Annotated in this window: 27 protein-coding genes and 1 tRNA gene; 2 read left to right on the forward strand and 26 right to left on the reverse strand. The window is 32.0% G+C overall.

What is annotated here, in order from left to right:
• Nucleotides 1-128: 128 nt before the first annotated feature.
• The 19 genes from idsA to ACR0P1_RS01580 all read right to left on the reverse strand — a co-directional run bounded on the left by idsA (nucleotide 129) and on the right by ACR0P1_RS01580 (nucleotide 12,598).
• Nucleotides 129-1,109, reverse strand: a complete 981-nt coding sequence (gene idsA, locus ACR0P1_RS01490) for a short chain isoprenyl diphosphate synthase IdsA (protein WP_432644640.1) — start codon at nucleotides 1,107-1,109, stop codon at nucleotides 129-131.
• A gap of 11 nt (nucleotides 1,110-1,120) precedes the next feature.
• Nucleotides 1,121-2,464 (reverse strand): RNase J family beta-CASP ribonuclease, encoded by a 1,344-nt coding sequence (locus ACR0P1_RS01495; RefSeq protein ID WP_432644641.1) that lies wholly within the window; start codon nucleotides 2,462-2,464, stop codon nucleotides 1,121-1,123.
• A 3-nt stretch (nucleotides 2,465-2,467) separates the two neighbouring features.
• Nucleotides 2,468-3,514 (reverse strand): type 2 isopentenyl-diphosphate Delta-isomerase, encoded by a 1,047-nt coding sequence (gene fni / locus ACR0P1_RS01500; protein ID WP_432644642.1) that lies wholly within the window; start codon nucleotides 3,512-3,514, stop codon nucleotides 2,468-2,470.
• Nucleotide 3,515: 1 nt separating this feature from the next.
• Entirely contained in the window at nucleotides 3,516-4,316 is an 801-nt protein-coding gene (locus ACR0P1_RS01505) for an isopentenyl phosphate kinase (protein WP_432644643.1), read from the reverse strand.
• 4 nt (nucleotides 4,317-4,320) lie between these two features.
• Complete coding sequence (mvk, locus tag ACR0P1_RS01510) at nucleotides 4,321-5,283, reverse strand: mevalonate kinase (RefSeq protein ID WP_432644644.1); 963 nt, start codon at nucleotides 5,281-5,283, stop codon at nucleotides 4,321-4,323.
• 11 nt (nucleotides 5,284-5,294) lie between these two features.
• A complete protein-coding gene (locus tag ACR0P1_RS01515; protein WP_432644645.1) occupies nucleotides 5,295-6,143 on the reverse strand; it encodes an MEMO1 family protein in 849 nt (282 codons plus the stop codon).
• Between the two features lie 9 nt (nucleotides 6,144-6,152).
• On the reverse strand, nucleotides 6,153-6,755 hold the full coding sequence (rpsB, locus tag ACR0P1_RS01520) for a 30S ribosomal protein S2 (protein ID WP_432644646.1): 603 nt from the start codon (nucleotides 6,753-6,755) through the stop codon (nucleotides 6,153-6,155).
• Between the two features lie 12 nt (nucleotides 6,756-6,767).
• Nucleotides 6,768-6,962 carry a 4Fe-4S binding protein gene (locus ACR0P1_RS01525; protein ID WP_432644647.1) on the reverse strand — a complete coding sequence of 65 codons (195 nt, stop codon included), beginning with the start codon at nucleotides 6,960-6,962 and terminating at the stop codon, nucleotides 6,768-6,770.
• Nucleotides 6,963-6,979: 17 nt separating this feature from the next.
• Nucleotides 6,980-8,227: a phosphopyruvate hydratase gene (eno, locus tag ACR0P1_RS01530; protein ID WP_432644648.1), complete on the reverse strand. Its 1,248-nt coding sequence runs from the start codon at nucleotides 8,225-8,227 to the stop codon at nucleotides 6,980-6,982.
• Between the two features lie 135 nt (nucleotides 8,228-8,362).
• On the reverse strand, nucleotides 8,363-8,560 hold the full coding sequence (locus ACR0P1_RS01535) for a DNA-directed RNA polymerase subunit K (RefSeq protein WP_432644690.1): 198 nt from the start codon (nucleotides 8,558-8,560) through the stop codon (nucleotides 8,363-8,365).
• Nucleotides 8,561-8,622: 62 nt separating this feature from the next.
• Nucleotides 8,623-8,793, reverse strand: a complete 171-nt coding sequence (locus ACR0P1_RS01540) for a DNA-directed RNA polymerase subunit N (RefSeq protein ID WP_303346866.1) — start codon at nucleotides 8,791-8,793, stop codon at nucleotides 8,623-8,625.
• Nucleotides 8,794-8,840: 47 nt separating this feature from the next.
• Nucleotides 8,841-9,242 (reverse strand): 30S ribosomal protein S9, encoded by a 402-nt coding sequence (locus tag ACR0P1_RS01545; RefSeq protein WP_432644649.1) that lies wholly within the window; start codon nucleotides 9,240-9,242, stop codon nucleotides 8,841-8,843.
• Nucleotides 9,243-9,260: 18 nt separating this feature from the next.
• Nucleotides 9,261-9,683: a 50S ribosomal protein L13 gene (locus ACR0P1_RS01550; protein WP_432644650.1), complete on the reverse strand. Its 423-nt coding sequence runs from the start codon at nucleotides 9,681-9,683 to the stop codon at nucleotides 9,261-9,263.
• Nucleotides 9,684-9,691: 8 nt separating this feature from the next.
• Nucleotides 9,692-10,057: a 50S ribosomal protein L18e gene (locus ACR0P1_RS01555; RefSeq protein ID WP_432644651.1), complete on the reverse strand. Its 366-nt coding sequence runs from the start codon at nucleotides 10,055-10,057 to the stop codon at nucleotides 9,692-9,694.
• A complete protein-coding gene (locus ACR0P1_RS01560; protein WP_432644652.1) occupies nucleotides 10,057-10,860 on the reverse strand; it encodes a DNA-directed RNA polymerase subunit D in 804 nt (267 codons plus the stop codon). The genes ACR0P1_RS01555 and ACR0P1_RS01560 overlap by 1 nt, the downstream gene beginning before the upstream one ends.
• A gap of 14 nt (nucleotides 10,861-10,874) precedes the next feature.
• A complete protein-coding gene (locus tag ACR0P1_RS01565; protein WP_432644653.1) occupies nucleotides 10,875-11,267 on the reverse strand; it encodes a 30S ribosomal protein S11 in 393 nt (130 codons plus the stop codon).
• A gap of 11 nt (nucleotides 11,268-11,278) precedes the next feature.
• Nucleotides 11,279-11,818, reverse strand: coding sequence for a 30S ribosomal protein S4 (locus ACR0P1_RS01570; RefSeq protein ID WP_432644654.1), 540 nt, complete (start codon nucleotides 11,816-11,818; stop codon nucleotides 11,279-11,281).
• A gap of 63 nt (nucleotides 11,819-11,881) precedes the next feature.
• Nucleotides 11,882-12,331 carry a 30S ribosomal protein S13 gene (locus ACR0P1_RS01575; protein WP_303346871.1) on the reverse strand — a complete coding sequence of 150 codons (450 nt, stop codon included), beginning with the start codon at nucleotides 12,329-12,331 and terminating at the stop codon, nucleotides 11,882-11,884.
• Nucleotides 12,332-12,513: 182 nt separating this feature from the next.
• Nucleotides 12,514-12,598, reverse strand: a tRNA-Ser gene (locus tag ACR0P1_RS01580).
• 205 nt (nucleotides 12,599-12,803) lie between these two features.
• On the opposite strand from ACR0P1_RS01580, the gene ACR0P1_RS01585 reads away from it, so the two are divergent.
• Both ACR0P1_RS01585 and ACR0P1_RS01590 read left to right on the forward strand, forming a co-directional pair.
• Nucleotides 12,804-13,358 carry a LemA family protein gene (locus tag ACR0P1_RS01585; RefSeq protein WP_303346872.1) on the forward strand — a complete coding sequence of 185 codons (555 nt, stop codon included), beginning with the start codon at nucleotides 12,804-12,806 and terminating at the stop codon, nucleotides 13,356-13,358.
• A 24-nt stretch (nucleotides 13,359-13,382) separates the two neighbouring features.
• The gene (locus tag ACR0P1_RS01590) at nucleotides 13,383-15,155 is read left to right on the forward strand and encodes a DUF2207 domain-containing protein (RefSeq protein WP_432644655.1); all 1,773 of its coding nucleotides are present in this window, start codon (nucleotides 13,383-13,385) and stop codon (nucleotides 15,153-15,155) included.
• Nucleotides 15,156-15,447: 292 nt separating this feature from the next.
• On the opposite strand, the gene ACR0P1_RS01595 is transcribed toward ACR0P1_RS01590, so the two are convergent.
• The 7 genes from ACR0P1_RS01595 to ACR0P1_RS01625 all read right to left on the reverse strand — a co-directional run bounded on the left by ACR0P1_RS01595 (nucleotide 15,448) and on the right by ACR0P1_RS01625 (nucleotide 23,426).
• Nucleotides 15,448-19,842 (reverse strand): right-handed parallel beta-helix repeat-containing protein, encoded by a 4,395-nt coding sequence (locus tag ACR0P1_RS01595; RefSeq protein WP_432644656.1) that lies wholly within the window; start codon nucleotides 19,840-19,842, stop codon nucleotides 15,448-15,450.
• A 270-nt stretch (nucleotides 19,843-20,112) separates the two neighbouring features.
• A complete protein-coding gene (locus ACR0P1_RS01600; RefSeq protein WP_432644657.1) occupies nucleotides 20,113-21,078 on the reverse strand; it encodes an RNA-guided pseudouridylation complex pseudouridine synthase subunit Cbf5 in 966 nt (321 codons plus the stop codon).
• 75 nt (nucleotides 21,079-21,153) lie between these two features.
• A complete protein-coding gene (locus ACR0P1_RS01605; RefSeq protein ID WP_303346877.1) occupies nucleotides 21,154-21,375 on the reverse strand; it encodes a 50S ribosomal protein L14e in 222 nt (73 codons plus the stop codon).
• Nucleotides 21,376-21,897, reverse strand: a complete 522-nt coding sequence (gene cmk / locus ACR0P1_RS01610) for a (d)CMP kinase (RefSeq protein WP_432644658.1) — start codon at nucleotides 21,895-21,897, stop codon at nucleotides 21,376-21,378.
• Nucleotides 21,897-22,163: a 50S ribosomal protein L34e gene (locus ACR0P1_RS01615; RefSeq protein ID WP_432644659.1), complete on the reverse strand. Its 267-nt coding sequence runs from the start codon at nucleotides 22,161-22,163 to the stop codon at nucleotides 21,897-21,899. The genes cmk and ACR0P1_RS01615 overlap by 1 nt, the downstream gene beginning before the upstream one ends.
• Before the next feature lie 113 nt (nucleotides 22,164-22,276).
• The gene (locus ACR0P1_RS01620; protein WP_432644660.1) at nucleotides 22,277-22,846 is read right to left on the reverse strand and encodes a DUF106 domain-containing protein; all 570 of its coding nucleotides are present in this window, start codon (nucleotides 22,844-22,846) and stop codon (nucleotides 22,277-22,279) included.
• A 19-nt stretch (nucleotides 22,847-22,865) separates the two neighbouring features.
• Complete coding sequence (locus ACR0P1_RS01625) at nucleotides 22,866-23,426, reverse strand: adenylate kinase (RefSeq protein WP_432644661.1); 561 nt, start codon at nucleotides 23,424-23,426, stop codon at nucleotides 22,866-22,868.
• Nucleotides 23,427-23,454 lie beyond the last annotated feature (28 nt).

The raw sequence follows: 23,454 nt of genomic DNA on the forward strand, positions 1-23,454 counted from the left end.
ATAAAAAAAATATTGAAAATATCAATAACTAGAAATTATATTATTTTAAAAGATGTAAATTAAAAATATATTCATCATATGACAAATAGTAAAAAAAATAAAAAAAATAAAAAAAAGTGAGAGAAAAATTATGCACTTCTCTCAAGTACAAAATCTGCAATATCCACAAGTAATTGTTTAGATGAAGAATCATCCAATATTTCAAGTACTTCTTTTGCTTGGTTAACAGATTCTAATGCTAAATTACGAGCATATTCAATAGCACCACAATTTGTTAAAATATCAATTGCCTCAGCTATATCCTCATCTGAGTTTTCATTGTCTTTTAAGATTTCAAGCAATCTACCATTATCATCACTAGCTAAACCATTAATCGCAATGACAGTCATTTTACCTTTACCAATATCTGATCCAATTGGTTTACCTAATGTTTCTTCATCAGATGCTAAATCAAGATAATCGTCTTGAATTTGGAAAGCAAGACCAATTAAACGACCATATTCATACATTGCATTGATAACTTCTTCTGATGCTCCACCCATAATAGCTCCAACTTTAGTAGCTGCAGCAATTAGTGCACCAGTTTTTTTGAAAATCATTTCCATGTATTCTTCTTCATTAACATCAAATCTTTCCTCAAAACCCATATCTAATGCTTGACCTTCACAAATTTTTACACAAGCATCAGCAACAGTAGCTAAAGATTTATTGTTTTGATCTGAAGTAGTTCCTTCATTTCCAATAATAATCTCAAAAGCTTTTGAAAATAATGTATCTCCTGAAAGAATTGCTACATCATCACCCCAAACCTTATGAACTGAAGGCATTCCCCTTCTCATATCATCTTGATCCATAATATCATCATGGATAAGTGAAAATGTATGGATTAATTCAATAGCTGCTGCAGATTTTAATGCAGATTCACGAGCTCCACCAACAGCATCAGCAGTAATTAATGTTAAAGCAGGCCTAAGCATTTTACCACCAGCTCTTGTGAGGTAAACTGATGCTTCTGCAAGATTATTAGGAGTAATCACTGCTAATTCTTCTTCTATTGTTTTTGTAATATCCTTAGAATAATTTCCAAGTATTTCTTTTACATTACTCATATACATACCTCTTAACTTTTAAAAACTTGTGCTTGAGCATTCCTTAAGATATGAATATCATATCCAATTCTGTATCCTTCTTCTTCTGCAAGTTCTGCATAAGCTGCAAGCATTGATAAATCTCCGTGTGCTGGTATAATATGTTGTGGTTTTAACATACGTAAGAATTCTCTGTGGTCTTCTCTTCCAGCATGTCCAGAAACGTGAGCATTAGGATAAATTCTCGCACCTTTTAACTTTAATCTCCTTTCCATAATATGCCTGTTTGCAGCATTTGTTGGATTTGGAATAATCGGTGCTGAAATAATTACATTATCTCCTTTTTTAATATTGAATGGAGTTCTTCCATTAGCAATCCTTGGGAGTAATGCATCAGGTTCACCTTGGTGCCCTGTAGTTACAAGCAGATAATTAGCTCTATCTTCATCAGCTCTCATTAAAGCTTTATTGATTGCTTTAGGAGATCCGTAGATACTTGCATTTTTAGGTAATTTTAAGATACCTAACTTTTGTGCAATACCACAGAATCTTTCCATAGATCTACCAAGGAAAAATATTTCTCTATGACTTTTTTTAGCAATATCCGCAATAGCTTGTACACGTTCAACATGAGATGAAAATGTAGTAACTATCATACCTGTTTTTTCTTGGAGAGGCCCTCTCATTACATCTTCCAAGATATTTCGAGCAACACGCTCAGAATGAGTCTTAACCTCATTATAATTAGTAGCGTTAGTAGTTTCTACAATCAAAGCAAGTACTCCTTCCCTACCTAATTCTCTTAATCTTTTATAATCAGGTGGTGGAGATACTTTTTGATGATTATCAAATTTAAAATCTAAAGCATAAACAATAACTCCTTCTGGAGTATGTAAAACCGGAAATACTGCTTGTGGAATACTGTGAGTTGATTGAACAAATTCTAAAGTAATATCCTTTGAAAGTTTTAATTTACTACCTGCGTTTAAAGGTCTAATTGGATTATTCACCTTAAATTTACGTTCTCCTTTAATTTGTTTTTCAATTAAAGCTGCAGTATACGGAGTCCCAATTAATGGTGCATCATATCTGTGTGCTAATTTAGCAACAGCACCAATATGGTCTAAGTGACCATGTGAAAAGATTATTCCTTTAACTTTACCATCTACATCTTTCATTAATGTATCATCAGGAATGACTCCTCTTTCAATTAAATCTAAACTATGCATTCTATCGATATCAGTATCTTCATGCATACTAATTCTGTCCAAATGGATACCCATATCAAAAATGATGACATCTTCACCAATTTTAACAGCAGTCATGTTCTTCCCAACTTCTTGGTATCCTCCAATAGCGATTACTTCAACGCTCATGTTTTATCTCCTTGAATAATTTTTTGTGTTAATACCTCTTTCATTAAGCCACTCTCTTGTTTTTCCACGAATAACTAGCTTAGATTCTTTTAATTCCTCAATATTACTAGCACCCACTAAAAACATTGCTATTCTTAATGAATCATTGAATCTTGAAATGAATTTGTTTAATTGTTCCTGTGAAGTAGCATTTTTTAAGAATGGTAAAGCCATACCCACAGCATCTGCCCCAAGAGCAATTGCTTTTGCTGCTTCAAGACCATTACGAATTCCACCAGATGAAATTACTGGAACATCAACAGCACTAACAACTTCGGCAGTACTGACTGCAGTTGGAATTCCCCAATCCCAGAATATTTCACCTAGATATCTATCTTCAGCACGGTATGTTTCAACAGCAGCCCAGCTAGTTCCTCCAGCACCTTCAATGTCAATAAAATCAACACCGACATCAACTAATGAATTTGCAGACTCTGCTGAGATACCACAACCAGTTTCTTTTGCAACAATAGGAATATTAACTGAACTTGTAATTTGACTAATTAAATCCAGATATCCTCTTGCATCTAAATCACCCTCAGGTTGTATTGATTCTTGAAGAGGATTTAGATGAATTGCTAAAATATCTGCATCCAATATTTCCACTGCTTTTTCAGCTAAATTTAATTGAGGTGCACCAATATTACCAACAAGTAAACAATTAGGTGCATTCTCACGAACAACAGTGTAAGTATCCTCAAGTTCTGAATGTTCACATGCAGCTCTTTGAGATCCAACACCTAATGCAATATTATTATTCTCAGCTGCAATAGCTAGTTGTTTATTAATTTCTTTTGCAGCAGGATGTCCACCAGTAATAGCAGTAATAAATAAAGGTGAATCTAATTTTTTACCAAAAGCAGAAGTAGATAAGTCAATTTCTTGTTTGTCAATTTCCGGTAAAACATTATGGATTAATTCAATGTCTTCAAAACCAGTAGTCTTATTTTTAAATGAAACATCATAATTTTCACAAATCAATAAATGCTCTAATTTTCTATCTGAAATCATGTTAATTTCCCCTTGAAATTACAGTTCCTTTTACCGCTTCATTTTCCAATACTTTAAAAATATTATTTTCAACTTCAGCATTTATTATTTTAGATTCAATTCCTAAATCAGCTAAATATAATAATTCTTTAATTTTTCCAACCATTCCACCAGTAACATCTACATTTGTAGTTCCTTCTAATGTTTCTAAATCTTCAAGAGAAGAGAACTTATCAAAAAATACAGCATCATCGTGTGTTTTTGGATTTTTGTTATACACACCATCAACATCAGTTCCAAGAACTACCTGGTCAGGGTTTAAATTCATTGCTAAGTATTGAATTAACTGATCACCGGAAATAACGCACATTTCTAATTCATCATCCAATACCACATCACCATAAATTACTGGAATAAATCCTTTTTTTAAATAATTTTTAAATGAATCTAAGCTACCATGAGTTATTCTTTTATTAGTAGCTGTCATAAAACTTGAAGCTGGAATTGCAACAACAGGTAAACCTTGTTCAATAAATGCTTCACAAACATACGCATTTAATTTTTTAACAGCATTCTGAGTTTCGCAGAATCCTATTCTTTTTTGCGGATACTCAGATTTATCAAATACTTCACCAATTTTATATTTTTTAGCAGGTGGATGTCCAAATGATCCAGCACCATGGACAATAATTAACTCTTTTGGGGAATTATCTAAAGAAGATTTAATCTCTAAAGCAATTCTTTCAAGACTCTTAAAATTAACTTCACTTTTAGAAGAATCTTTATTAGTTAAACTACTTCCCCCAATTTTTAAAATAATCATGAAATCACTTATAAACCCTTGAAGAGACTCCTCTTCTAGTAAATTTAACTTTTAGAATATTATCATCACGAGCAATAGCATTTGCAACTTCCTCAACTTTACCTGGACAAAGTGCAATAATACTTCCTCCACCACCAGCACCAGTAGTTTTAGAACCTATAGCACCAGATTCTCTTGCATTATATACCATACGAGATAATTCTAATGTATTAACACCAATAGCATCCAAAAATCCATGATTGATATTCATTAATTCTCCAACTTTATTATAATCCTTTTTCAAAATAGCTTGCTTTGCATAATTAGTTAAATTACCCATTGCAGTAATTACAGGATTAATAATTTTTGGATTTCTATTTTTTAAATTTTTAACATCTTTAACCATTTTTCCAGTATTTCCATGCCTAGTAGTATAACCTACAACCAAAGGAGCATTAAAGTTTACTTTAAAATGCTCAATTTTTTTATTTCTGGATAAATAGACAAGCCCCCCATAAGTAGAAACTAATGTATCAAGAGGACTAGCTATTCCTTGAACCGCCTGCTCTACCATATGAGCTTCATGTGCTAAAGATTTTTTAGTAAAACGAATATTATGATATCTATATAATGCAGCAAGTGTAGCTACAGTAACCGCTGCTGATGAACCAAGCCCTGAACCAATAGGAACATTTGATGATAATGTTATTTCGATTGGAGAGTGGTCATGTACTCTGTAAAGAGATTCTAAAATATATCTAATAATACCTGGTTTTCCCTTTTTTAAAACATATTTCTTTTGTTTTAAAAATAATTCTGCTTCAAAACCTATATCTAAAGCTCTAAAAATAGATTTATCAGATTCTGAATCTTTAATTGTAACATATGCCCTTTTATTAAGTGCTCCTGCAATTGCAGGTTCATCATAAACAACTGAATGTTCACCAAATAAAATAGTTTTTGCCGGAGCAGAAGCTTTTGCAATCATGAAAAAACACCTTATTTAAACACTCCTGAAGCATATCCTACAACGGAACTAAAATCACCAGTAACATTACCACTGGTTTGATATGCTAATATCTCACAAGATTTTTTCTCACATCTCTTAGAAAGTGAAATATTGGTCATTACAGGACCATAACCACACATTGTAATATTATACTGAACAACTTCTTCAAATAGTTTGAATTCATTCATTTCTTTAATATCATCTAAAACAAAACCATCAACCTTATTTGCCTTTTCCTGATTATTAAAATGAGATAAATCAGTACTTGCAATAACACAATAAGATTTATTTAACTTGTTTCCAGCTTCAAAAATAGCATTAGCCAAGTCATTTGAAGTCGTAAAAGTTTGTGTTCCCATAGTAATTGGAACAATTTTAAAATCAGACGAAAAATATTGAAGGAAAGGTAATTGGACTTCTATACTATGTTCATGAACATGAGCACTGAAATCTGAACTTGCAATATCAGAAATAGAAATTATTTCATCTGCAAATTCACTATCAACTTCCACATTCCCTAAAGGTGTTATCCACTCACCTTCATTAAAAACAGAAATTTCACTACCGAAACCAGTGTGATTTGGACTTATAATAATAAAAACTTCAGGAAAACCATTTTTAACAATATTGCAATAGCTATGAGAAGCTATTGCACCAGAATATTGATAACCTGCATGTGGAACCATTACATTGACAGGATAATTCTTACCTTCAAACTTATTTAAATCAGGCAAGAAACCAACGCCAGATTCATCTAAAAAACAACTTTCAATTAGTTTTTTTAGATTTTCGGCATCATTTGGATAAAATGATCCAGCTACAGCAGGTTTTCTTAACATTTAACTCACTTAAAATTTAAGTTCAAAGTCAGTAGAATCAATATCCAATTCACCATCTTCAGGAATTTCTCCCCTTTCTCTTAAAATTTGTCTTGCAAGTAACCAGTAAACTAAAGCGATAGCTTTCCTACCTTTGTTGTTAACAGGTACTGCAATATCAACAAAACTGAGTAAGTTTTCAGTATCACATAATGCAACAACGAGAATACCGTTTTGTTTAGATTCTAAAACTGCTTGTGCATCAGATCTTGGGTCAGTTACAACAATAACTTTTGGTTCAATGAATTTAGCATAATTTGGATTAGTTAAAGTACCAGGGATGAATCTACCAGGAATAGTTTTTGCACCAGTAACTTCTCCGAATTTTTTAACAGGAGCTTGACCATATTGTCTGGTAGCTACTACTAAAATATCTTCTGGATCATATTTTGCTAAAAGTTTTGCAATTTGTCTGATTCTTTCATCAGTTTTTTGAATATCTAATACGTATAAACCATCAGATCTTACTCTGAATATATATTTTTCCATATCGCTGGTTTTTTGTTGAGTACCAATGTGTAAACCAGCAGCTAAATAATTATCTAAATCAATTAAAAGTTCATCATTTGCCATTTTATCACCTATTTAAAAATCATCTTCAATTTTAATACAATCATTTGGACATACGTCCATACATACTTCACAATAACTACATTCTTCAGGATCAACAATTTCAATATTGTCTCCTTTAAGAACTAATACTTCCATAGGACAGACGTCAGAACATTCTGCACAATCTGCACCATCACATTTATCATAATCAATAGTCACTTTAGCCATAATTACTTTCTCCAAAACTATTTGAATTTACTCATAGTTGAATTTGGAAGTTCCTCTTCAATACGAATTAGTTCATTTAATTTAGCTATTCTTTCCCCACCAATAGCTCCAGTTTTAATCAACGGAGATGAAAAACCAACTGCTAAATGAGCAATAGTCTCATCGGTAGTTTCACCAGATCTATGTGATACAACAGGAACAATATTATTTTCTTTAGCTAATTTGACAGTAGCATAAGTTTCAGATAAAGAACCAATTTGATTAGGTTTAATAATGATAGCATTCGCAGCATTCATCTCAATACCTTTGGATAATAATTCTTTATTTGTTACAAATAAATCATCACCACAAATAAGACATTTATCTCCAACTTTCGCAGTCAATTGAGAAAATCCTCCAAAGTCAGATTCATCAAATGGATCTTCTACATAAAACATATTGTAAGTATCAATAATATCTTTTACGAAATCAATTTGATCTCCAGTATCTCTTTTAATACCGTCTTGAGCATAAATATATTTCTGCTCATCTGCATCCCATAATTCAGATGCAGCTATATCAAGAGAAGGTCTAATTTCAATACCTAATTCATCCCCTACTTCTTCACAAGCCTGAGCTTGAATTTCTAAAGCAGTATCATTTGAAATATTAGGTACCCAACCACATTCATCACCTTTACCTCCAGTAAAGTTTGAATCCTTAGTTTGAATTAAATCTTTTAATCTTTTATGAACAGATGCATTTGCAAAAATTGCATCACCAACATTAGTAGCTCCAACAGGAACAACTAAAAATTCTTGAATATCTGGTGCATTAATACCTGCATGTGCTCCACCATTCATCATATTTCCTAAAGGAAAAGGTAATTCGTTTACTAAATTCCCACCAATGTATTTAAATAATGGCATGTTATAAGATGCAGCTGCAGCTTTAGATACTGCCATTGAGATAGCAACAGTAGTATTACCTCCAATAGCAGATAAATTATCTGTTCCATCAACTTCTTTTAATACTTCATCAATAGTTGCTAAATCTTCAGCATCCATCCCTATGAGTTCAGAAGCGATTAAATCTTCCATTTCACTAACAACTTCATCGATTCCACCTTTAGGATACGGTACTACTTCCCGTGAACCAGTACTTGCTCCACTAGGTGCAGCAGCTCTACCCTTACTATTCCAAGTAATTACATCTACTTCAATAGTAGGATTACCTCTGCTGTCCAAAATCTTTCGAACTTGGACGTCCTCTATTATACTAACCAAAAAAAACACCTCAGTGCCAATTAATTTATTACCAACTAACCTATACTCCGAAAAAATCAGTAAGTTAATTTATAGAGTTATATTGGTATTTTTTATTTTTTTTAAATAAATATTAGGAATAAATAGATATACTATTTATTCATATCTAATAACATCTAATGGTAAAACTCCAGCTTTGAGTTCTTCGTAAGCTATATCAATAGGATCTAAAGAATCTTTAATTTCAACTAAAGGTCTAGCACCCATTGATATTTGAATTGCTCTAGCTCCGAGAAGTCTAGCTCTTTCAAACCTTGTCAATCTTTTTTCAACATCCATGAATATTACTTCCATTTTAGGCATATATTTTACCAAGATTATATTTTTATTAAAAAAATATCCCTACATATGTAAAATTATTCCCATGTTTCAACATGAGAAATTAACATTCTTCTACAACAATATCTAGTTAAACCTAAATCATCTAAAACATCTTTAGATTTCTCACCAGCAGCAACTCTTTTGTTATATTCATCAAATACTGCTGATACAGGTTTTCCACAACTTAAACACCTAATAGGAATCATTTATATCATCTTTTTAATTTAAATAAAATATAAAAGTACAGAAAAAATTATCTGTAACTTTTTTGTTTGCGAGCTCTTGCACCAGGACCACCGTATTTTTTAGGTTCGGAACGTCTTGGGTCACCAACTAACATGGTTCTGTCGTAGTGAATGAATTTATCTTTTAAATCCATATCTTGTGACCATTGAACGAGTCCTTTTGCAATAACCATACGTGCAGCTTCAGCTTGACCCATTACTCCTCCACCAATAACATGGATATTAATATCCACTTCATTAGCTAAGTCGCCAGCTAAGGTTAATGGTTCTTGTAATTTTAAGTTAGCAAGCTCTGGAGAATAAAGTTCTAAAGGAACTCTGTTAATTCTAACTTTACCAGTTCCTTCACGAACAGTACCTCTTGCGATAGCTGTTTTACGTTTTCCACTAGTATGAATAACTTTAACCATAATTACACATCCATTTATCTAAAAGGTAGCTCCTAAAAGTTTAGAGATTTCTCCTAATTCGATACCTTTTTTAATGTTTCTGTATTCTGCTTCAGGAACTGCGGTGAGTTCTGCATCTGCATATTCAGCAGGTACGCCAACAAATGCTTTTAATCCTTTGAATGCAGTTTTACCTTTAGATTTTTTGAAAGGTAACATACCTCTTACAGTTCTTCTAAATATATCATCTGGTCTTCTAGGATATTTAGGACCTAAATCACGAGGGTTAGAAATACTTGCCCTGTCAACTCTTTGTTTGTATTTAGCATAAGCCCAATCTTTATTACCAGTTAACATAATTTTTTCAGCATTAATAATAATTACTTCTTCGCCTTCTAAAAGATTTTTACTAGTTACACTAGCTAATCTTCCTAAAACGCATCCTTCTCCATCAATAATCATAATAACACCTATTCCATAATCCTAATGTTTGATCCTTTAGGATTAGATTCGATTATTTCATCAATTGCGATGCATTCTCCACCAGCACTTTCGATTTTTTCTTGTGCTTTAGCTGAGAATTTTAATGCTACAACATCTACTTTTTCTGTTAAATTACCATTTGATAAAACTTTACCTGGTACTAAAATAGTTTCACCAGCTTCAGCATGTCTTGCAATATCAGACAAATTTACTTCAGCTGTTCTTCTATTAGACCTCTCAAGTCTTTGTGCAACATCTTTCCAAATAGCTACATCTTCGTTCCTTGATTGTTCATAAAGTTTATTAATAAGTTCAATAAGGTTAGGATTAGTTTTTATAATCTTTTTAGCCATTATTTACTTCCTCCTTCTTCACTAAATCTGATAAACTTATCTGCTTTTTCACCTAATACTTCACAAGCTTTTAATAAAACTTCTTTAGGAGGCATTGATCCATCAGTTTCTATTCTAAATATGAAATCATTTTCACGATACCCTACATTAATGTATCCATTAGATGAAGCTCTTACACAACTCTTACACATAGAACAGTTTTCAATGTCTAAAATCTTAATCTTTTTAGATCTTTTATCAGATTTTAAAACACCTCTAGGACATGCAGATGCACAGTCATAATCAATCTCCAAATCATCATTGAAAGTGATTTCAGGATATTGTTTATAAGCACAAACAGTAGTTGGCATCCATTTTGCATGATCTTTTCCATATCCAACTTTTGCAACAGCTTCAATGTTAAGTTTTTCATTATCTTTAAGTTTTACTAAAGGAATGGTATCGTATACTGGTTTAATTTTTGAGTCTGAAGATATTAAATCCTTTGAATAAACTACTTTAGGTCCTTCTTCATTTAAAGTGAACATAATTCCGTTAGCATACTCTTCCCAATCATCATCTTCAGGTAAAAGTAATCCTTCAAGAGCATCAAAATCAGAAACTAAAGGAGTTAAACCAAGTCTATGAGCAAGTACCTCATTAAACATAGCAGAATCATTTCTAATAATGTTTACATCTTCGATAGCTATTTTTGGTACATTGACCATAGCGCATCTTCTAATTGCATTAATAAAAGGCACTTCTGCATCACGAACAATGAATACAATTTCATCATCGTTTTGACTTTTAACTTCTATCTCCATATTAAACCTTCCATCTAAATTCTTCTTCCTCTTTTACCACCAGGTCTTCCAGTACCATCGTGAGGAATAGGAGTAATATCTTCTATTTTTCCTATTTTAATTCCAGCTCTTGCTAAAGCACGAATAGTTGCTTGTGCACCAGGACCTGGACTTCTAGGTCCATTTCCACCAGGAGCTCTTACCTTAATATGTAAACCAACGAATCCTTTTTCTTTTGCATCATCAGCAATTCTATTTGCTGCAGCCATAGCTGCGAAAGGTGAAGCTTGTTGTCTATCTGCACGTACAACTTTTCCACCAGACCATTGGGAAATAGTTTCAGCACCAGTAATATCTGTTACAGTAATAATAGTGTTATTGAATGATGAGTAAATATTAGCTATACCCCATTTTTCATCTTTTGCCATAATTACACCCTCTATTCCTCAGTATTAACTTTGTCAGCTTTATTATTGTTGTACTCTTCAATTTGTTTAGCTACAGGTGAAGAACGGTAAAATCCAATATCATCTTCTTGACCTTTTAAAACAACATAACTTGGTGAATTAATTTTCTTACCATTTAAAGCTATGTGTCCATGTACAACAAACATTCTTGCTTCTTTAGGAGTACGAGCTAAACCTTTATTATATACAATAGTTTGTAATCTTCTTCTTAAGATATCTTCTACATTTAAATCTAAGATTTCTTCAAGAGCAGCACCTTCAGGCAAAATACCAGTTCTAGCTAAGTGTCCTAATAATTCTAATTTTTCATCTTGCATTTGATCAGTAGCAAAACCGAGTAAATATCTTGCTTCCCTACTGTATCTTCTGACTAAAGTATCAGCTTTCCAAATTTCTTTTTTATTTTTTAAACCGTATTTAGCCATTAATTTATTTTCATTTTTAATTCTTTCCGCATTCCAAGGATGTGGTGGTGTATTATACTTTTTCCTTGATTTTCTAGGTTGTCCCATTAAAACATCTCCTTTATAAAATTGAATTTAAAATATTAAATTTCTTAAAAAAAAGTTCCATGTCTATCCGCGTGAACGTTTTACACCAACTGAAGAACTTTTTCTGAAAGTAGATTTTGTTCTTTGACCTCTAACAGGTAAACCAACTTCGTGTCTTCTACCTTTGTAACTTCTGGTCTTTTTCATTCTGTTTAAATCATCCCTTAAAGTCATATCAAGATCAGATTCGATTAAGTGAATGTCATCACCAGTTTCATAGTCTTCCCTGCGGTTTAACATCCATCTTGGAATGTCAAATTTCTGAGGGTTTTCCAAAATTTCTTCAATTCTTAAAACATCTTCGTCAGCGATGTATCCAATTTTAGCATCTAAATCTAAGTCTAAAGTACGGCACATAGTTTTAGATAAAGAGATTCCTACACCTTTAATTTCAGTTAAAGCATGTTCGATGGTTTTATTACCATTTACATCCTTTCTTGAAATACGCACTAAATGTTTAAAATCGTCTTCCATTAAATAACCTCCATTTATAGAGCGAATCTACGAGACGTTAGTAATAGATTCGAATGTTTTGATTTTCAAAACACAGTTCTTTCAACAGTTATAAACTTAGTTAATGATAACTAAGAGTGCAAAAATATCAGCTTAACAAGTATTTTAATAAAGTTAAAAAAATATAGTTAAAAACTAATAAACGCCGAGACTGGGATTTGAACCCAGGAGGGCTGAACGCCCACGAGATTTCCAGTCTCGCGCCTTACCAGGCTAGACTATCTCGGCATATAATAGCTAGCAAATACTTGCAAATCATATCGTCTAGAACAATATGATATAATAATGTATTAACTTTCACCTATATAAAGGTATTGTTTAAAAGCTATAATTTATACAAATTAAATGATTGCATCAATTAATTTATTTTTACTATACGGAAAACAAAATTATATATCAATCCTACTTATATATATAACAATGTGGTGATACAATGAGCCTTATAATAATAGTTATAGTGGTAATAATAGTTATTGTTATTGGAACAATAATACATATGTACAATAATCTTGTTGGACTTAGAAATCGTGTGAAAAACAGTTATTCACAAATTGATGTTCAGCTTAAGCGTAGAAACGATTTAATACCTAATCTTGTTGAAACTGTTAAAGGTTACGCTTCTCACGAAAAAGGTGTTCTTGAAGAAGTTACCAAAGCCAGAGCAGGAGTTATGAATGCATCTTCTATTGAAGAAGTAAGTGCTGCAGATAACCAGTTAACAGGAGCATTGAAAACACTTTTTGCAGTTGCTGAAAGTTATCCTGATTTAAAGGCCAACACTAATTTTAAAGAATTGCAAAATGAATTAAGTGAAACTGAAGATAAAATTGCATATTCAAGACAATTTTACAATGATGTTGTTTTAAAATACAATAATTCATGTCAACAATTCCCAAGCAACATTCTTGCACGTTTATTCGGTTTTAAAGAAGAAACATTCTTTGAAGCTCCAGAAACAGAAAAGGCCGTACCTAAAGTTGAATTTTAAAAAAATAATAAATGGTGGGTTTATATGACTATTAGAAAAACATTTTGTATAATCATGTTGTTTCTAATACTGTTTTCCACCCTTTCATGTGTATCAGCAGATGATGATGACCGAAGCTATTCAATAACACATGCATTTGTTGACTTAACAGTTGGAAAGGATGGTCTGCTACATGTAGAAGAAGAATATGATTATTCATTTGACGGAGCTTTTAATGGAGTTTATAGAGACATTCCCCTAAAATCCGGAGAAAGCATTGAAAATATTAAGGTTGATGCCCAGGGAGCATATCCTGTTTTAAAAGAAATTGATGATGATGACGGTTATAAACATTTAAAGATTTATTTATACTCTGATGCTGCTCACACACAGGGAATAAAAGACTGTAACGTGAAAATTTACATTAGCTATGATATGACTAATGTAGTAACTCTTTTTAATGATATTGGAGCTCTTCAATTTAAACTCTGGGGTGAAGAGTGGGATGTAGGGGTAGATAAGTTAACAGCCAGCATACATTTACCAGGAGACAGCGGAAATGAATATTTCCTAAATCCTCAGGAATACAATGAAACATCATCAATAAACAACAATACAATTACAGCAGAAAGCAATTCAATTCCAAAAGGCGAATTCTATGAATTACTCGTTTTAATGCCATTAACCGACTTCGATGACAATGCAGCATATGCAAAAAACGTTGACAAAAATGGTCGCGAAATGATACTGAAAAATTTAGAAGACAGCATTAACGAACGAAATTTTTGGAGCGTGGCTTATATAATCTTGGGATTATTGACACTTATAAGCCCTATTAGTGCATTATTTATCTATTTAAGATACGGTAGAGAACCTGAAGTAGCCTATGATGGAATTTATGAAAGGGATTTGCCAACTGATGATCCGCCGGAAATTGTTAATGCATTAATTGAAAACAAAAAAGAAATCGGAACCCCGAATATGAAAGGTTTTGAAGCTTCAATAATGAATCTCATTGACAAAAAAGCCATTACATTAGATTCAGGCATTGATGATGATAGTGAAATGAGCGATTTGCTTTTAAAATTTAATAGCAAAGAAGGATTAACTGACTCTGAGAAAATTGTATATGACGCTTTGCATAATTTTTCAACAAATGAAATGTTAAATCTCTCATCATTCAGCAATAAATTAACACAAGAAGATGAAGCCCTATGGTTTAATGATAAAGTTCATGACTGGGAAGCCTCCGTTAAAGATGAAATCAACATTCAGAAATACTTTGATGATACCGGTTCTACAATAATTAATATTATGGGAATATTGGGAATCATATACGCAATAATTATAGCTCCTCTTGGATTTTATACAAACCTTTCAACCGGATTTTTCTGTGTTGTAGCAGGAATCGCTTTAGGAATATTTTCATTTGCAATTATTATGATGGATGAAGATATTTTTGGAAGATGGACTGAAGAGGGCAGAACCTACTATCTCAAATGGAATAACTTAAAGAGTTTTTTAATAGACAACAGTTTAATTAAAGAACACCCTCCAGAATCAATAGTTATCTGGAAAGAATACTTGATTTATGGAGCTGCTCTTGGAGTAGCTGAAGAGGTTTATGAATCCATGAAACTGCAAATGCCGAATATTTCCGAATTCGATGATGATATAATAAGGTATCATTATTATGGAGGATATGGAATGATGAGTACAGCATTCATCACCAGTGAAACTACAAACAGTTATTCCGATTCCAGCGACTTTGGTAATATTGGAGGAGGTTCAGGAGGAGGAGGTGGAGGAGCTTTCTAGCTCTACCATCTTCTTTTTATTTTTTAAATTTCTAAAAATCTCTTTTTTTAATTTTCAAAACAGCCCTTAAATATTTTCTTTTTTTACGAATAAAATATAATCTAGATAAAAATTAATTAACAAATGATTACAGAGACAATTATTACAAGAAATAAAGTTATGAAATATCCAGTAAAAGCAAATCAATATTCAATAGGCGGAAAATACTGGAAATAAAATACAGCTTAAAATTATTATAAAAAAAAATAAAAGTTAAAGAGAATTAAATTCTCCTTAATACCAAATAGTAATATTAAAATTTGTCTTTTCTGCGTTTGAATGATACAAATAAAACAACCAATGAAGTTAGCAATACTAATAATGGATTACCAGTCTTATTCATAAGCATATTATTATCATTTAAACTACCGTGTTTAGTATGGTTAGTTTTGTTGGTATGATTAGTCTTATTATGATCTTGATTCTCAATGACTTTAATAAATCCTGTGCTGTTGGATCCGAAGTATGTTGAATTGCCTCCAAACAATACAAAAATACTGAACATATCATTATTTTTTGCATCTTTTGGGATAATCCATTCTAATTCATAAGCTCCATTAACTACAGGAACAGTTATTTTCTTACCATCCGGTAAAATAACATCAACATCCCCATTAAATAGAACCCCATCTTCAGTACTGACTTTAATAGTTATTGTAACTTTATCACCAGGATGTCCAGTTGCATTAGAAACAACGATACTAGTATGCAACCTAGAAATACCGAAATCAACAGAATCCTCACTAGAAAGAACACCATCATTCACAGTAGCCCTAACAACATTAGTAAACTCACCAGCACTAACAGCACGAGTAGGAATAACCAAAGTAGCACTAGCACCAGGACTTAAATCACCATAACTCCAAGAATTACCATCATAAATCCAAGAACCATAACTAGCACCCTCAACCAACTCAACACCACTAGGAAGAACATCACTAACAGTCAAATCATACAAAATACCATCACAATCATTAGAAACAACAACAACAAACACTACCTCATCACCAATGACAAAACCACTACCATCAACAGACTTATCAACATGGAAAGAAACAGGCAAAACCTCAATCCAACCAGAAGCCTCAGATCCCAAGTAAGTAGCATCACCATCATAACTAGCACTAATATCTATATGAGAACCCTCAACAAGCGCCTTAGGAACATTATACTCAAAAGAACCCACACCATCAACAATATCAACACTAAAAGCAGCACCTGCAGCATCATTTAAAACAACATTAACAACACCATTAAACAAAGCACCATCCTCAGTACTAACCTCAATAGTTACAGCAACCTTATCACCAGGATAAACAGTCACATTAGAAACAACGATATTTGTAGTATATTGGATAACTTTAATCCAACCATTACCATTAGAACTGGCAGACATACCAGTTTCATCAATGAATTCTGCATAAATATCATACAAAGTTCCATTAACATCAGAATCAGGAACATTGAAATTGAAAGTACCAACACCATTAGTAATGATTACATTAGGGATAGCTGCCCCATTGATAGTGACAGTAGCCAGGCCATTAATATTATCTAATTCACCAGTAACAGTAATTGTAACTGTAACATCAGTACCTGGAAGTACAGTATGATTAGATACAGCAAGGTTGGTTAAATATTTATTAACTGTAAAAGTAACATTAGCACTTTTACTTCTTAAACCATTTAATATACTGCCCTTAACAGTATTATTTAAATTGCCTAGACTGAGAACTTTAAAATTAACTAGTAATGAAGAATTTCCAAAACCAATTAAATTATCTAATGACCAAACATTATTACCTTCATAGTTCCAAGTAGAACCAGTAGTTGAAATATAACTTAAACCGTCAGTATCCAAATCAATTAATTTTAATCCGGTTAGATTATCTTTAATATTATTAGAAACAGTTATGTTAAATGTTATAATGTCATTTACATGAATAATCATATCTCCAGTATATGGAATACCATTAACATATGCGATGGTTTTATTAATACTCCATAAATATGGGAGCACTTCCAAATTAGCTTTAGTAGAAAATGTTTTATCAATTATTGTATGAGTAGTTTCATCCCAATAACTATATTTATATTCTGCAATAGTTGTATAATTACCAGGATTGAGTGTTTTAAATATTAAACTTTCATAGAAAATCAACAATGCATTATTATCAGTATAACCACTACCAATATAAACTTTTTCACCATTAATCATGATATAAATATTGATTGGACCTTCCTTAGGTAAAAGATCAGAATCATCGTCAGTTAACACAAGGAAAATAGTTTGAGGAGTTGCATTGCCTTCATACATAGTTACATCACTCATTGTCAAACCTGGATTAATATTAATACCAGTAATATTGGTAATTTCTTTATAATAAGTATCTTCTAAATGAGTCATATTAACTATAAACCATGAATGAGTATCCTGAGGAATATCATAACTAACTCTACCAGCCAAATCAGTAATAGCTGTTTCATTAAATACTAAATTACCATACATATCATAAACAAGAGTTACAATAGTTTGGTTAAACTCACGATTATCTTGATACAATATTGTACCACCTTGAGAGTTTTCCCATCCTAAAACAGGATGCTTACCATCAATGAAAATGCGCAAGTTACTTCCGTTATTATGAATGGCATTTAATATATTATCTCCACCGGTTAAATTAGTTTCAATGGTTTTATTTACATTATTATAAAAGATTGGTAACCAATAACTCCAAGCTTGATTATCAGTAAAAATACAATTATCAATATAATTGTTCACATCAGGACTAGATGGATTTATATAAATCGCAGAACCATTACGAGCAGTATTGTATGTAAAATTACTATCAGCAATATGATTATTACCGCCAGCAATGAAAATAGCTCCACCAAGACCGTCATCTAACTTTTCTTCATCAGGAATAGCATTGTTTAATGTAAAGTTAACATTTGATATGGAAGCGTCATTACCATTTATATAAACTCCTCCTCCATTAACAGAGGCATTATTATTATAAATAGTAGAATCTTTTAAAGTAGCTTGGTTTCCTTGAATGTAAACACCAGCACCATTATTGCTAGCAGTATTATTTTCAATGAAAGACTTAGAAATAGTTGTTTTTCTACCTTGAATATAAACCCCTGCACCATTAGCTGCAGTGTTATTAGCAATGATGGAATTTGAAACAATAGCATCATTACCTGTAATGGATATGGCTCCACCATTTGTAATAGCGGAATTATTAATAAAAGTAGCATTCAATATTTGGGTACTGGTACCTTCAACATGAATTGCTCCACCACTAGAACCAGTAGCTTTATTATTAATTAAGATGCTATTTTCAACAAGAGTGTTAGAACCTTGAATACGGATAGCACCACCATAACCTGCAGTATTGTTTTCAAGAGTACAGTTCACTATTTTTGCATTGCTACCTCCACCCTCTACCTCAATAGCACCACCATAATTATTAGCAGAATTATTGAAGAACTTGGAATTAGAAATAGTAACTCCACCATTAGTACTGTAAACTAAACCAACAGCCCCCGCATAACCATCATTACCAGTACCATTAGCACTATTGTTTATGAAAGTACAATTATCAACAAGATGTCCTGCTGAATGGAAATGAATAGCTCCAGATGAAGGAGCGGAGTTATTTATAAAAGTACATCCTGCAAAAGTCACATGTGTACTAAATACACAAGAAACGCCACCATGAGAAGTTGCAGTATTATTAATAAAAGTATTATTAATTATATTAATATTCCCGGAATTAGATTCAGCACGTAAAACACCACCTACCTCTGCACTATTATTAATAAATAATGAATTTGTAATATTCACGTTAGAAACACTAGATGGAATATGTAATGCGCCACCCCAAACGTTTTTAGCCTCATTATCAATAAAAGAACAATTATCAATAGACACGTCCCCTGAATTAATTCTTATAGCAACACCTGCAAACCTGTTAGAATCATCACCTAAAACATAAGCATTTTTAAATGTTAATCCAGTAATATGCACATTTCTAGATTTGATGGTGAAAATATTTGAAGCTCTATTGGCATTCAATACAACATCACCATCATTTGCAGTTCGAATATCTAAGTAACCAAATTTTCCAGAAAAGAACTTATTCGGTTTAATATCTAAACCGATATTGCCTGATCCAGTATAAGTACCTGCATGTATAATAATCTGATAATTACCATTATTATTTCTACATTGATTTAATGCAGCCTGTATGGTTGCATACTGTTGACCTGGACCAACATGGTAAATTCCATTAAATACGATATCCTCCGGAACCACAGATGTGAGTGACGGACCATTCAAATCGCTAAACTCATCATAAACTTCAATAGAATTATTTGAATCGAACTTATCAATACTTAACTCATCATTCATACTATTTGAAGAAAAATTTTGCAAATCATTATCATCACTATCCATTAAAACAGTTTGAATATTATCTTTTTCAATATCAAAAGGAATTTCAACTGCATCGTATAAATCTGAATTACCATCATTTATATCTGTTAAATTATCATTATCAGCAGCACTAACTGAATTAACAGCGAGAACTAAAACAAATAATATCAAAAATACAGATAAAAAATATTTGTTTAATAATTTCATAATTTACCTCCAACGTACAATAGAAAACCCTAAAAAAACAGCTTTCTATGATACTTTATTGTTATTAAATAGTATATATACTATTCGGTCGGAAAAATCCCGTTTTAATAAAAAATAGATTACAATCACGATAAAAAAAAAAAAAAAAAATATAAATAAACTCTTAAAATAATAATATTATAAGCGTTTATTATAAAAAAGAAGTTAAATTAAAGCTTGTTTATTTAGATGTTGTGCTTTAAAAAAGTGTATGCTGAAAAAATAAAAAGGTTACTTCCAAAATCTTGGATAAGTATCAGGTTTCATAAATACCTTAGAAACATTAACTGCAAAGCCTGAATCTGCTTCCAAAATTTCTTGAGAAGTCAATAATGAATGTCCTGCACCAACCAATTCATTTTTAAGTGTTTTAATAACGACAAAATCGTTTTTTTGAATATTGTCTGCTAACTCAGAAATACCTCCACAAGCCAAGTCTGCGCCATGACAAATTGCATCAACAGCAGAATCCTTAACTATAATTTTTGGCAAATAATCAGCAGCTCTCTCCATTGGCATAATAGCTTGGCGTAAGAATGAATCATCACCATCTTCAATATAGAAATGATATGCATCAGTTACATCCTGCAATGTTACTAAATTATTTTTTTCGGTAAATGAACCGACTTGAGTTCTTCTAAGTTCAGCCATATGAGCTCCCACACCTAAAGCTTCACCAATATTATGACAATAAGTTCTAACATAAGTTCCTGCCTGACAACCTATTCTAAATAAAACATCACGACCATCTATTTCATAAATAGTGGAATAATAGACATTACGTGTTCTTAATTCTCGTTTTACAGCAGATTTCACAGGAGGAAGTTGGAATATTTTACCTGTAAATTCACTAAAGACCTCCCGAATTCTTTCTTCTGAAACATCCTGATGCAGTGTCAATAAACAGACATATTCTTTAGGAGCTGTTAAAAGTAGTTGAATTGCTCTTGTTGCATCATCTAAGCCAACAGGCAAAATTCCTGTTACCTTAGGATCCAATGTTCCGCCATGACCTGATTTTCCTAATGGCAGAATGCGTTTAATCCAAGAATCGATTTCATGGGAAGTCGGACCAGAGGGTTTGTCTAAATTAATTACCCCTTTGGAAATATACTCATCGATTTGCCGTTCTTCAGGTTTACAACCGAAATCCTGAGAAGTAAAACTTTTTGATTTAGTGACCATATTAAACTTCATGAAAAAAACCTTGAATATTAAATAAAAAAAAATAGTTAAATAAAAAAAGATTATGAATAATAATTAATTATTCACTTATAAATCAGCTAAAGCTGCTTTGATAGAATCTGCATCACCGGAAACATCGATAGAATCTGCAGTTGGTTCTAAGTGAGCAATATTACATCTTCTGTTTTTTACAGCTTCACCAATTACTTCTACAAAATTTTCATCGATAATTTCGACGATTGCGCATTTTTCACCAGCTTCTCTACCAGCAGTTTTAACACATACTCTACCTACTTCAATTGATACCATTTATATCACCTTTAATGTTGTTGTAATGATTTCTGATATGCTTTCTGGATTAAAGCTATCAGTATTTATAATTAAATCATAGATATCCATATTGCCAATGTCAATATTATGGATTTCTTTGTATCTTAAGGCTTCGCTGTTTTCGCGAATGATAATTTCATCTCTAGCCACTTCAACAGATTTTTCTTCCCTTTGTGCAATCCTTTCTGAGCGAACATCAAAAGGAGTCATTAACCAAATCCTTAAATCAGCATTTTCAACAAAAAATGCGGATAATCGTCCTTCGAGTATTAGATTATCTGCTGATTTGGCCTTTTCAGCTTGCCTTTCATCAATTTCCCTATCAATATCATCATTACCTTCAGCAAACTCACTGAATTCAAGAACACTCATTCCCCTCTCTGCAGCCATTTCCCTAAAGATAAAACCTGCAGAAATATAAGGAACATTTAACTTTTCACTTAATACTTCAGCAAGTGTAGTTGTTCCAGTTCCAGCTAATCCGCCGATTGTAATTATCATTATTTTCTAGCCTCGTTTTTGAAATGTTTACGAGCGCAAGCTGAGCATAAGTACCCACCGTATGGACGGCTAGGTCTTCTAGCTGTTTTTGATAATTTTCTAATTTCATATGGACGTCCACGAGGAACACCATGTAATACTGCACCACATTCAGCACAAACATGCTTAGATGGTTTTTTCTTTTTGTATCTTAAAACATTTTCTCCGCCAGGAGTGTTTTTATGAACTCTTTTATATGATCTTGATCTAAACCTATTAGCAGGCATTTAATCACCTATAATAATTTTTAATAATTTAATAATTGTGTAATAGCGTATTCAAAATAGAATACTATAATATATATTCCTCATTATTAATAAAGGTATAGTTTTAGGGTTATCTAGAACCCTTGTTTGAATCCTAAGAATTTTCTTAAAATTTGACTCATACCAAAAGTACAAATCATATACCACAATAGCCAACCAATTCCATATGGAATAGTAGCTTGACCACCATAGAAAATACTACCAACAAAATGCCAAAGAGGAGTCAAAGTAACCCAATAAACAGTGGAAGGTAATATAACGACTAAATCATGAATTGCAGATGCTCTCATCCAAAAGAATATTAAAATAATAGGAACAAAAGTAACAATCATTGGTTTGAACTGTTCAGACATCATTGCAGTATTCTCTTTCATCATTTCTGCTTGTTTAGCTTGAAGTTCGGCCATTTTTTTACCGTCACCTCTTTTTTGAGCATCCCTAAGTTCTTTATTGAACTTTTGCATTTTTTCTTGCCTTTCATTTAAAGCATCTTGATCAACTAAATACTTATTAGCAATAGTTGTAATTAAAGATACAATAAATGCAATAATCAATACAGTTAAAGCAGGATTACTTGGATTTGGATCCATAGCAAGAATCGGATTAAAAACTGCATTCAAAGCATCATAGATAATTTCAAACATATTATACCCCAATAATAATTTATAAATTTAAAACATCAACTAATTTTGAAACAGAAGAATCTAAATGATTATCATGGTTTTCAACTATTTTAACGGTAGCACCTGTTAAAGTTGCGTAAGCCATAGAAGTTGCTCTGTTCATTTCTTGATGTAATTGAATTTCTTTAGCTTTTTGGATATCTCTTTGACGAGACTCATCATTTAATCTTCTGTAAATGATTTCATCAGCATTAGCTTCAATTAAAATAAAAAGATCCGGTTGTAATTGTTCTAAAACCCAATTTGGAAGCCCTGGTAAAAATCCAGCAGGTGTGTTAATAGTACAATGAGTATCTACAATAACATTATCATTTTCAGATCTTTGTTTTATTTCTTTTGCTGCTTTAGCTTGAATTTCTTTTTGTGTTTCAGCTGGTAACTTTCTTAAAGAATCTCTATCTTCAACAATATTTTCCTTAATTGCAATTTCAGTCATTATGTCTCCATAGTTTAAATGTACATAATCAACTTGTTCTAAAGCTTTATTAAGTAAAGTTGTACTTCCAGAACCTGGAATACCAGTTAATACTACTAATTTCAATTTAATCCCCCACATATTGTTAAAAGAA

The organism is Methanobrevibacter sp. (assembly GCF_050872065.1).
In the GTDB taxonomy this organism is placed as follows: domain Archaea; phylum Methanobacteriota; class Methanobacteria; order Methanobacteriales; family Methanobacteriaceae; genus Methanocatella.

Coding starts and splice junctions, on each gene's coding strand:
- idsA (WP_432644640.1), bottom strand. CDS start 1,109: ATGAGTAATGTAAAAGAAATACTTGGAAATTATTCTAAGGATATTACA.
- ACR0P1_RS01495 (WP_432644641.1), bottom strand. CDS start 2,464: ATGAGCGTTGAAGTAATCGCTATTGGAGGATACCAAGAAGTTGGGAAG.
- fni (WP_432644642.1), bottom strand. CDS start 3,514: ATGATTTCAGATAGAAAATTAGAGCATTTATTGATTTGTGAAAATTAT.
- ACR0P1_RS01505 (WP_432644643.1), bottom strand. CDS start 4,316: ATGATTATTTTAAAAATTGGGGGAAGTAGTTTAACTAATAAAGATTCT.
- mvk (WP_432644644.1), bottom strand. CDS start 5,283: ATGATTGCAAAAGCTTCTGCTCCGGCAAAAACTATTTTATTTGGTGAA.
- ACR0P1_RS01515 (WP_432644645.1), bottom strand. CDS start 6,143: ATGTTAAGAAAACCTGCTGTAGCTGGATCATTTTATCCAAATGATGCC.
- rpsB (WP_432644646.1), bottom strand. CDS start 6,755: ATGGCAAATGATGAACTTTTAATTGATTTAGATAATTATTTAGCTGCT.
- ACR0P1_RS01525 (WP_432644647.1), bottom strand. CDS start 6,962: ATGGCTAAAGTGACTATTGATTATGATAAATGTGATGGTGCAGATTGT.
- ACR0P1_RS01535 (WP_432644690.1), bottom strand. CDS start 8,560: ATGGAAGTAATATTCATGGATGTTGAAAAAAGATTGACAAGGTTTGAA.
- ACR0P1_RS01540 (WP_303346866.1), bottom strand. CDS start 8,793: ATGATTCCTATTAGGTGTTTAAGTTGTGGAAAACCTGTATCAGCAGTA.
- ACR0P1_RS01545 (WP_432644649.1), bottom strand. CDS start 9,242: ATGGTTAAAGTTATTCATACTAGTGGAAAACGTAAAACAGCTATCGCA.
- ACR0P1_RS01550 (WP_432644650.1), bottom strand. CDS start 9,683: ATGATTATTGATGGAGAAGGATGCGTTTTAGGAAGATTAGCTAGTGTA.
- ACR0P1_RS01555 (WP_432644651.1), bottom strand. CDS start 10,057: ATGGCTAAAAAGATTATAAAAACTAATCCTAACCTTATTGAACTTATT.
- ACR0P1_RS01560 (WP_432644652.1), bottom strand. CDS start 10,860: ATGGAGATAGAAGTTAAAAGTCAAAACGATGATGAAATTGTATTCATT.
- ACR0P1_RS01565 (WP_432644653.1), bottom strand. CDS start 11,267: ATGGCAAAAGATGAAAAATGGGGTATAGCTAATATTTACTCATCATTC.
- ACR0P1_RS01570 (WP_432644654.1), bottom strand. CDS start 11,818: ATGGGACAACCTAGAAAATCAAGGAAAAAGTATAATACACCACCACAT.
- ACR0P1_RS01575 (WP_303346871.1), bottom strand. CDS start 12,331: ATGGAAGACGATTTTAAACATTTAGTGCGTATTTCAAGAAAGGATGTA.
- ACR0P1_RS01585 (WP_303346872.1), top strand. CDS start 12,804: ATGAGCCTTATAATAATAGTTATAGTGGTAATAATAGTTATTGTTATT.
- ACR0P1_RS01590 (WP_432644655.1), top strand. CDS start 13,383: ATGACTATTAGAAAAACATTTTGTATAATCATGTTGTTTCTAATACTG.
- ACR0P1_RS01595 (WP_432644656.1), bottom strand. CDS start 19,842: ATGAAATTATTAAACAAATATTTTTTATCTGTATTTTTGATATTATTT.
- ACR0P1_RS01600 (WP_432644657.1), bottom strand. CDS start 21,078: ATGAAGTTTAATATGGTCACTAAATCAAAAAGTTTTACTTCTCAGGAT.
- ACR0P1_RS01605 (WP_303346877.1), bottom strand. CDS start 21,375: ATGGTATCAATTGAAGTAGGTAGAGTATGTGTTAAAACTGCTGGTAGA.
- cmk (WP_432644658.1), bottom strand. CDS start 21,897: ATGATAATTACAATCGGCGGATTAGCTGGAACTGGAACAACTACACTT.
- ACR0P1_RS01615 (WP_432644659.1), bottom strand. CDS start 22,163: ATGCCTGCTAATAGGTTTAGATCAAGATCATATAAAAGAGTTCATAAA.
- ACR0P1_RS01620 (WP_432644660.1), bottom strand. CDS start 22,846: ATGTTTGAAATTATCTATGATGCTTTGAATGCAGTTTTTAATCCGATT.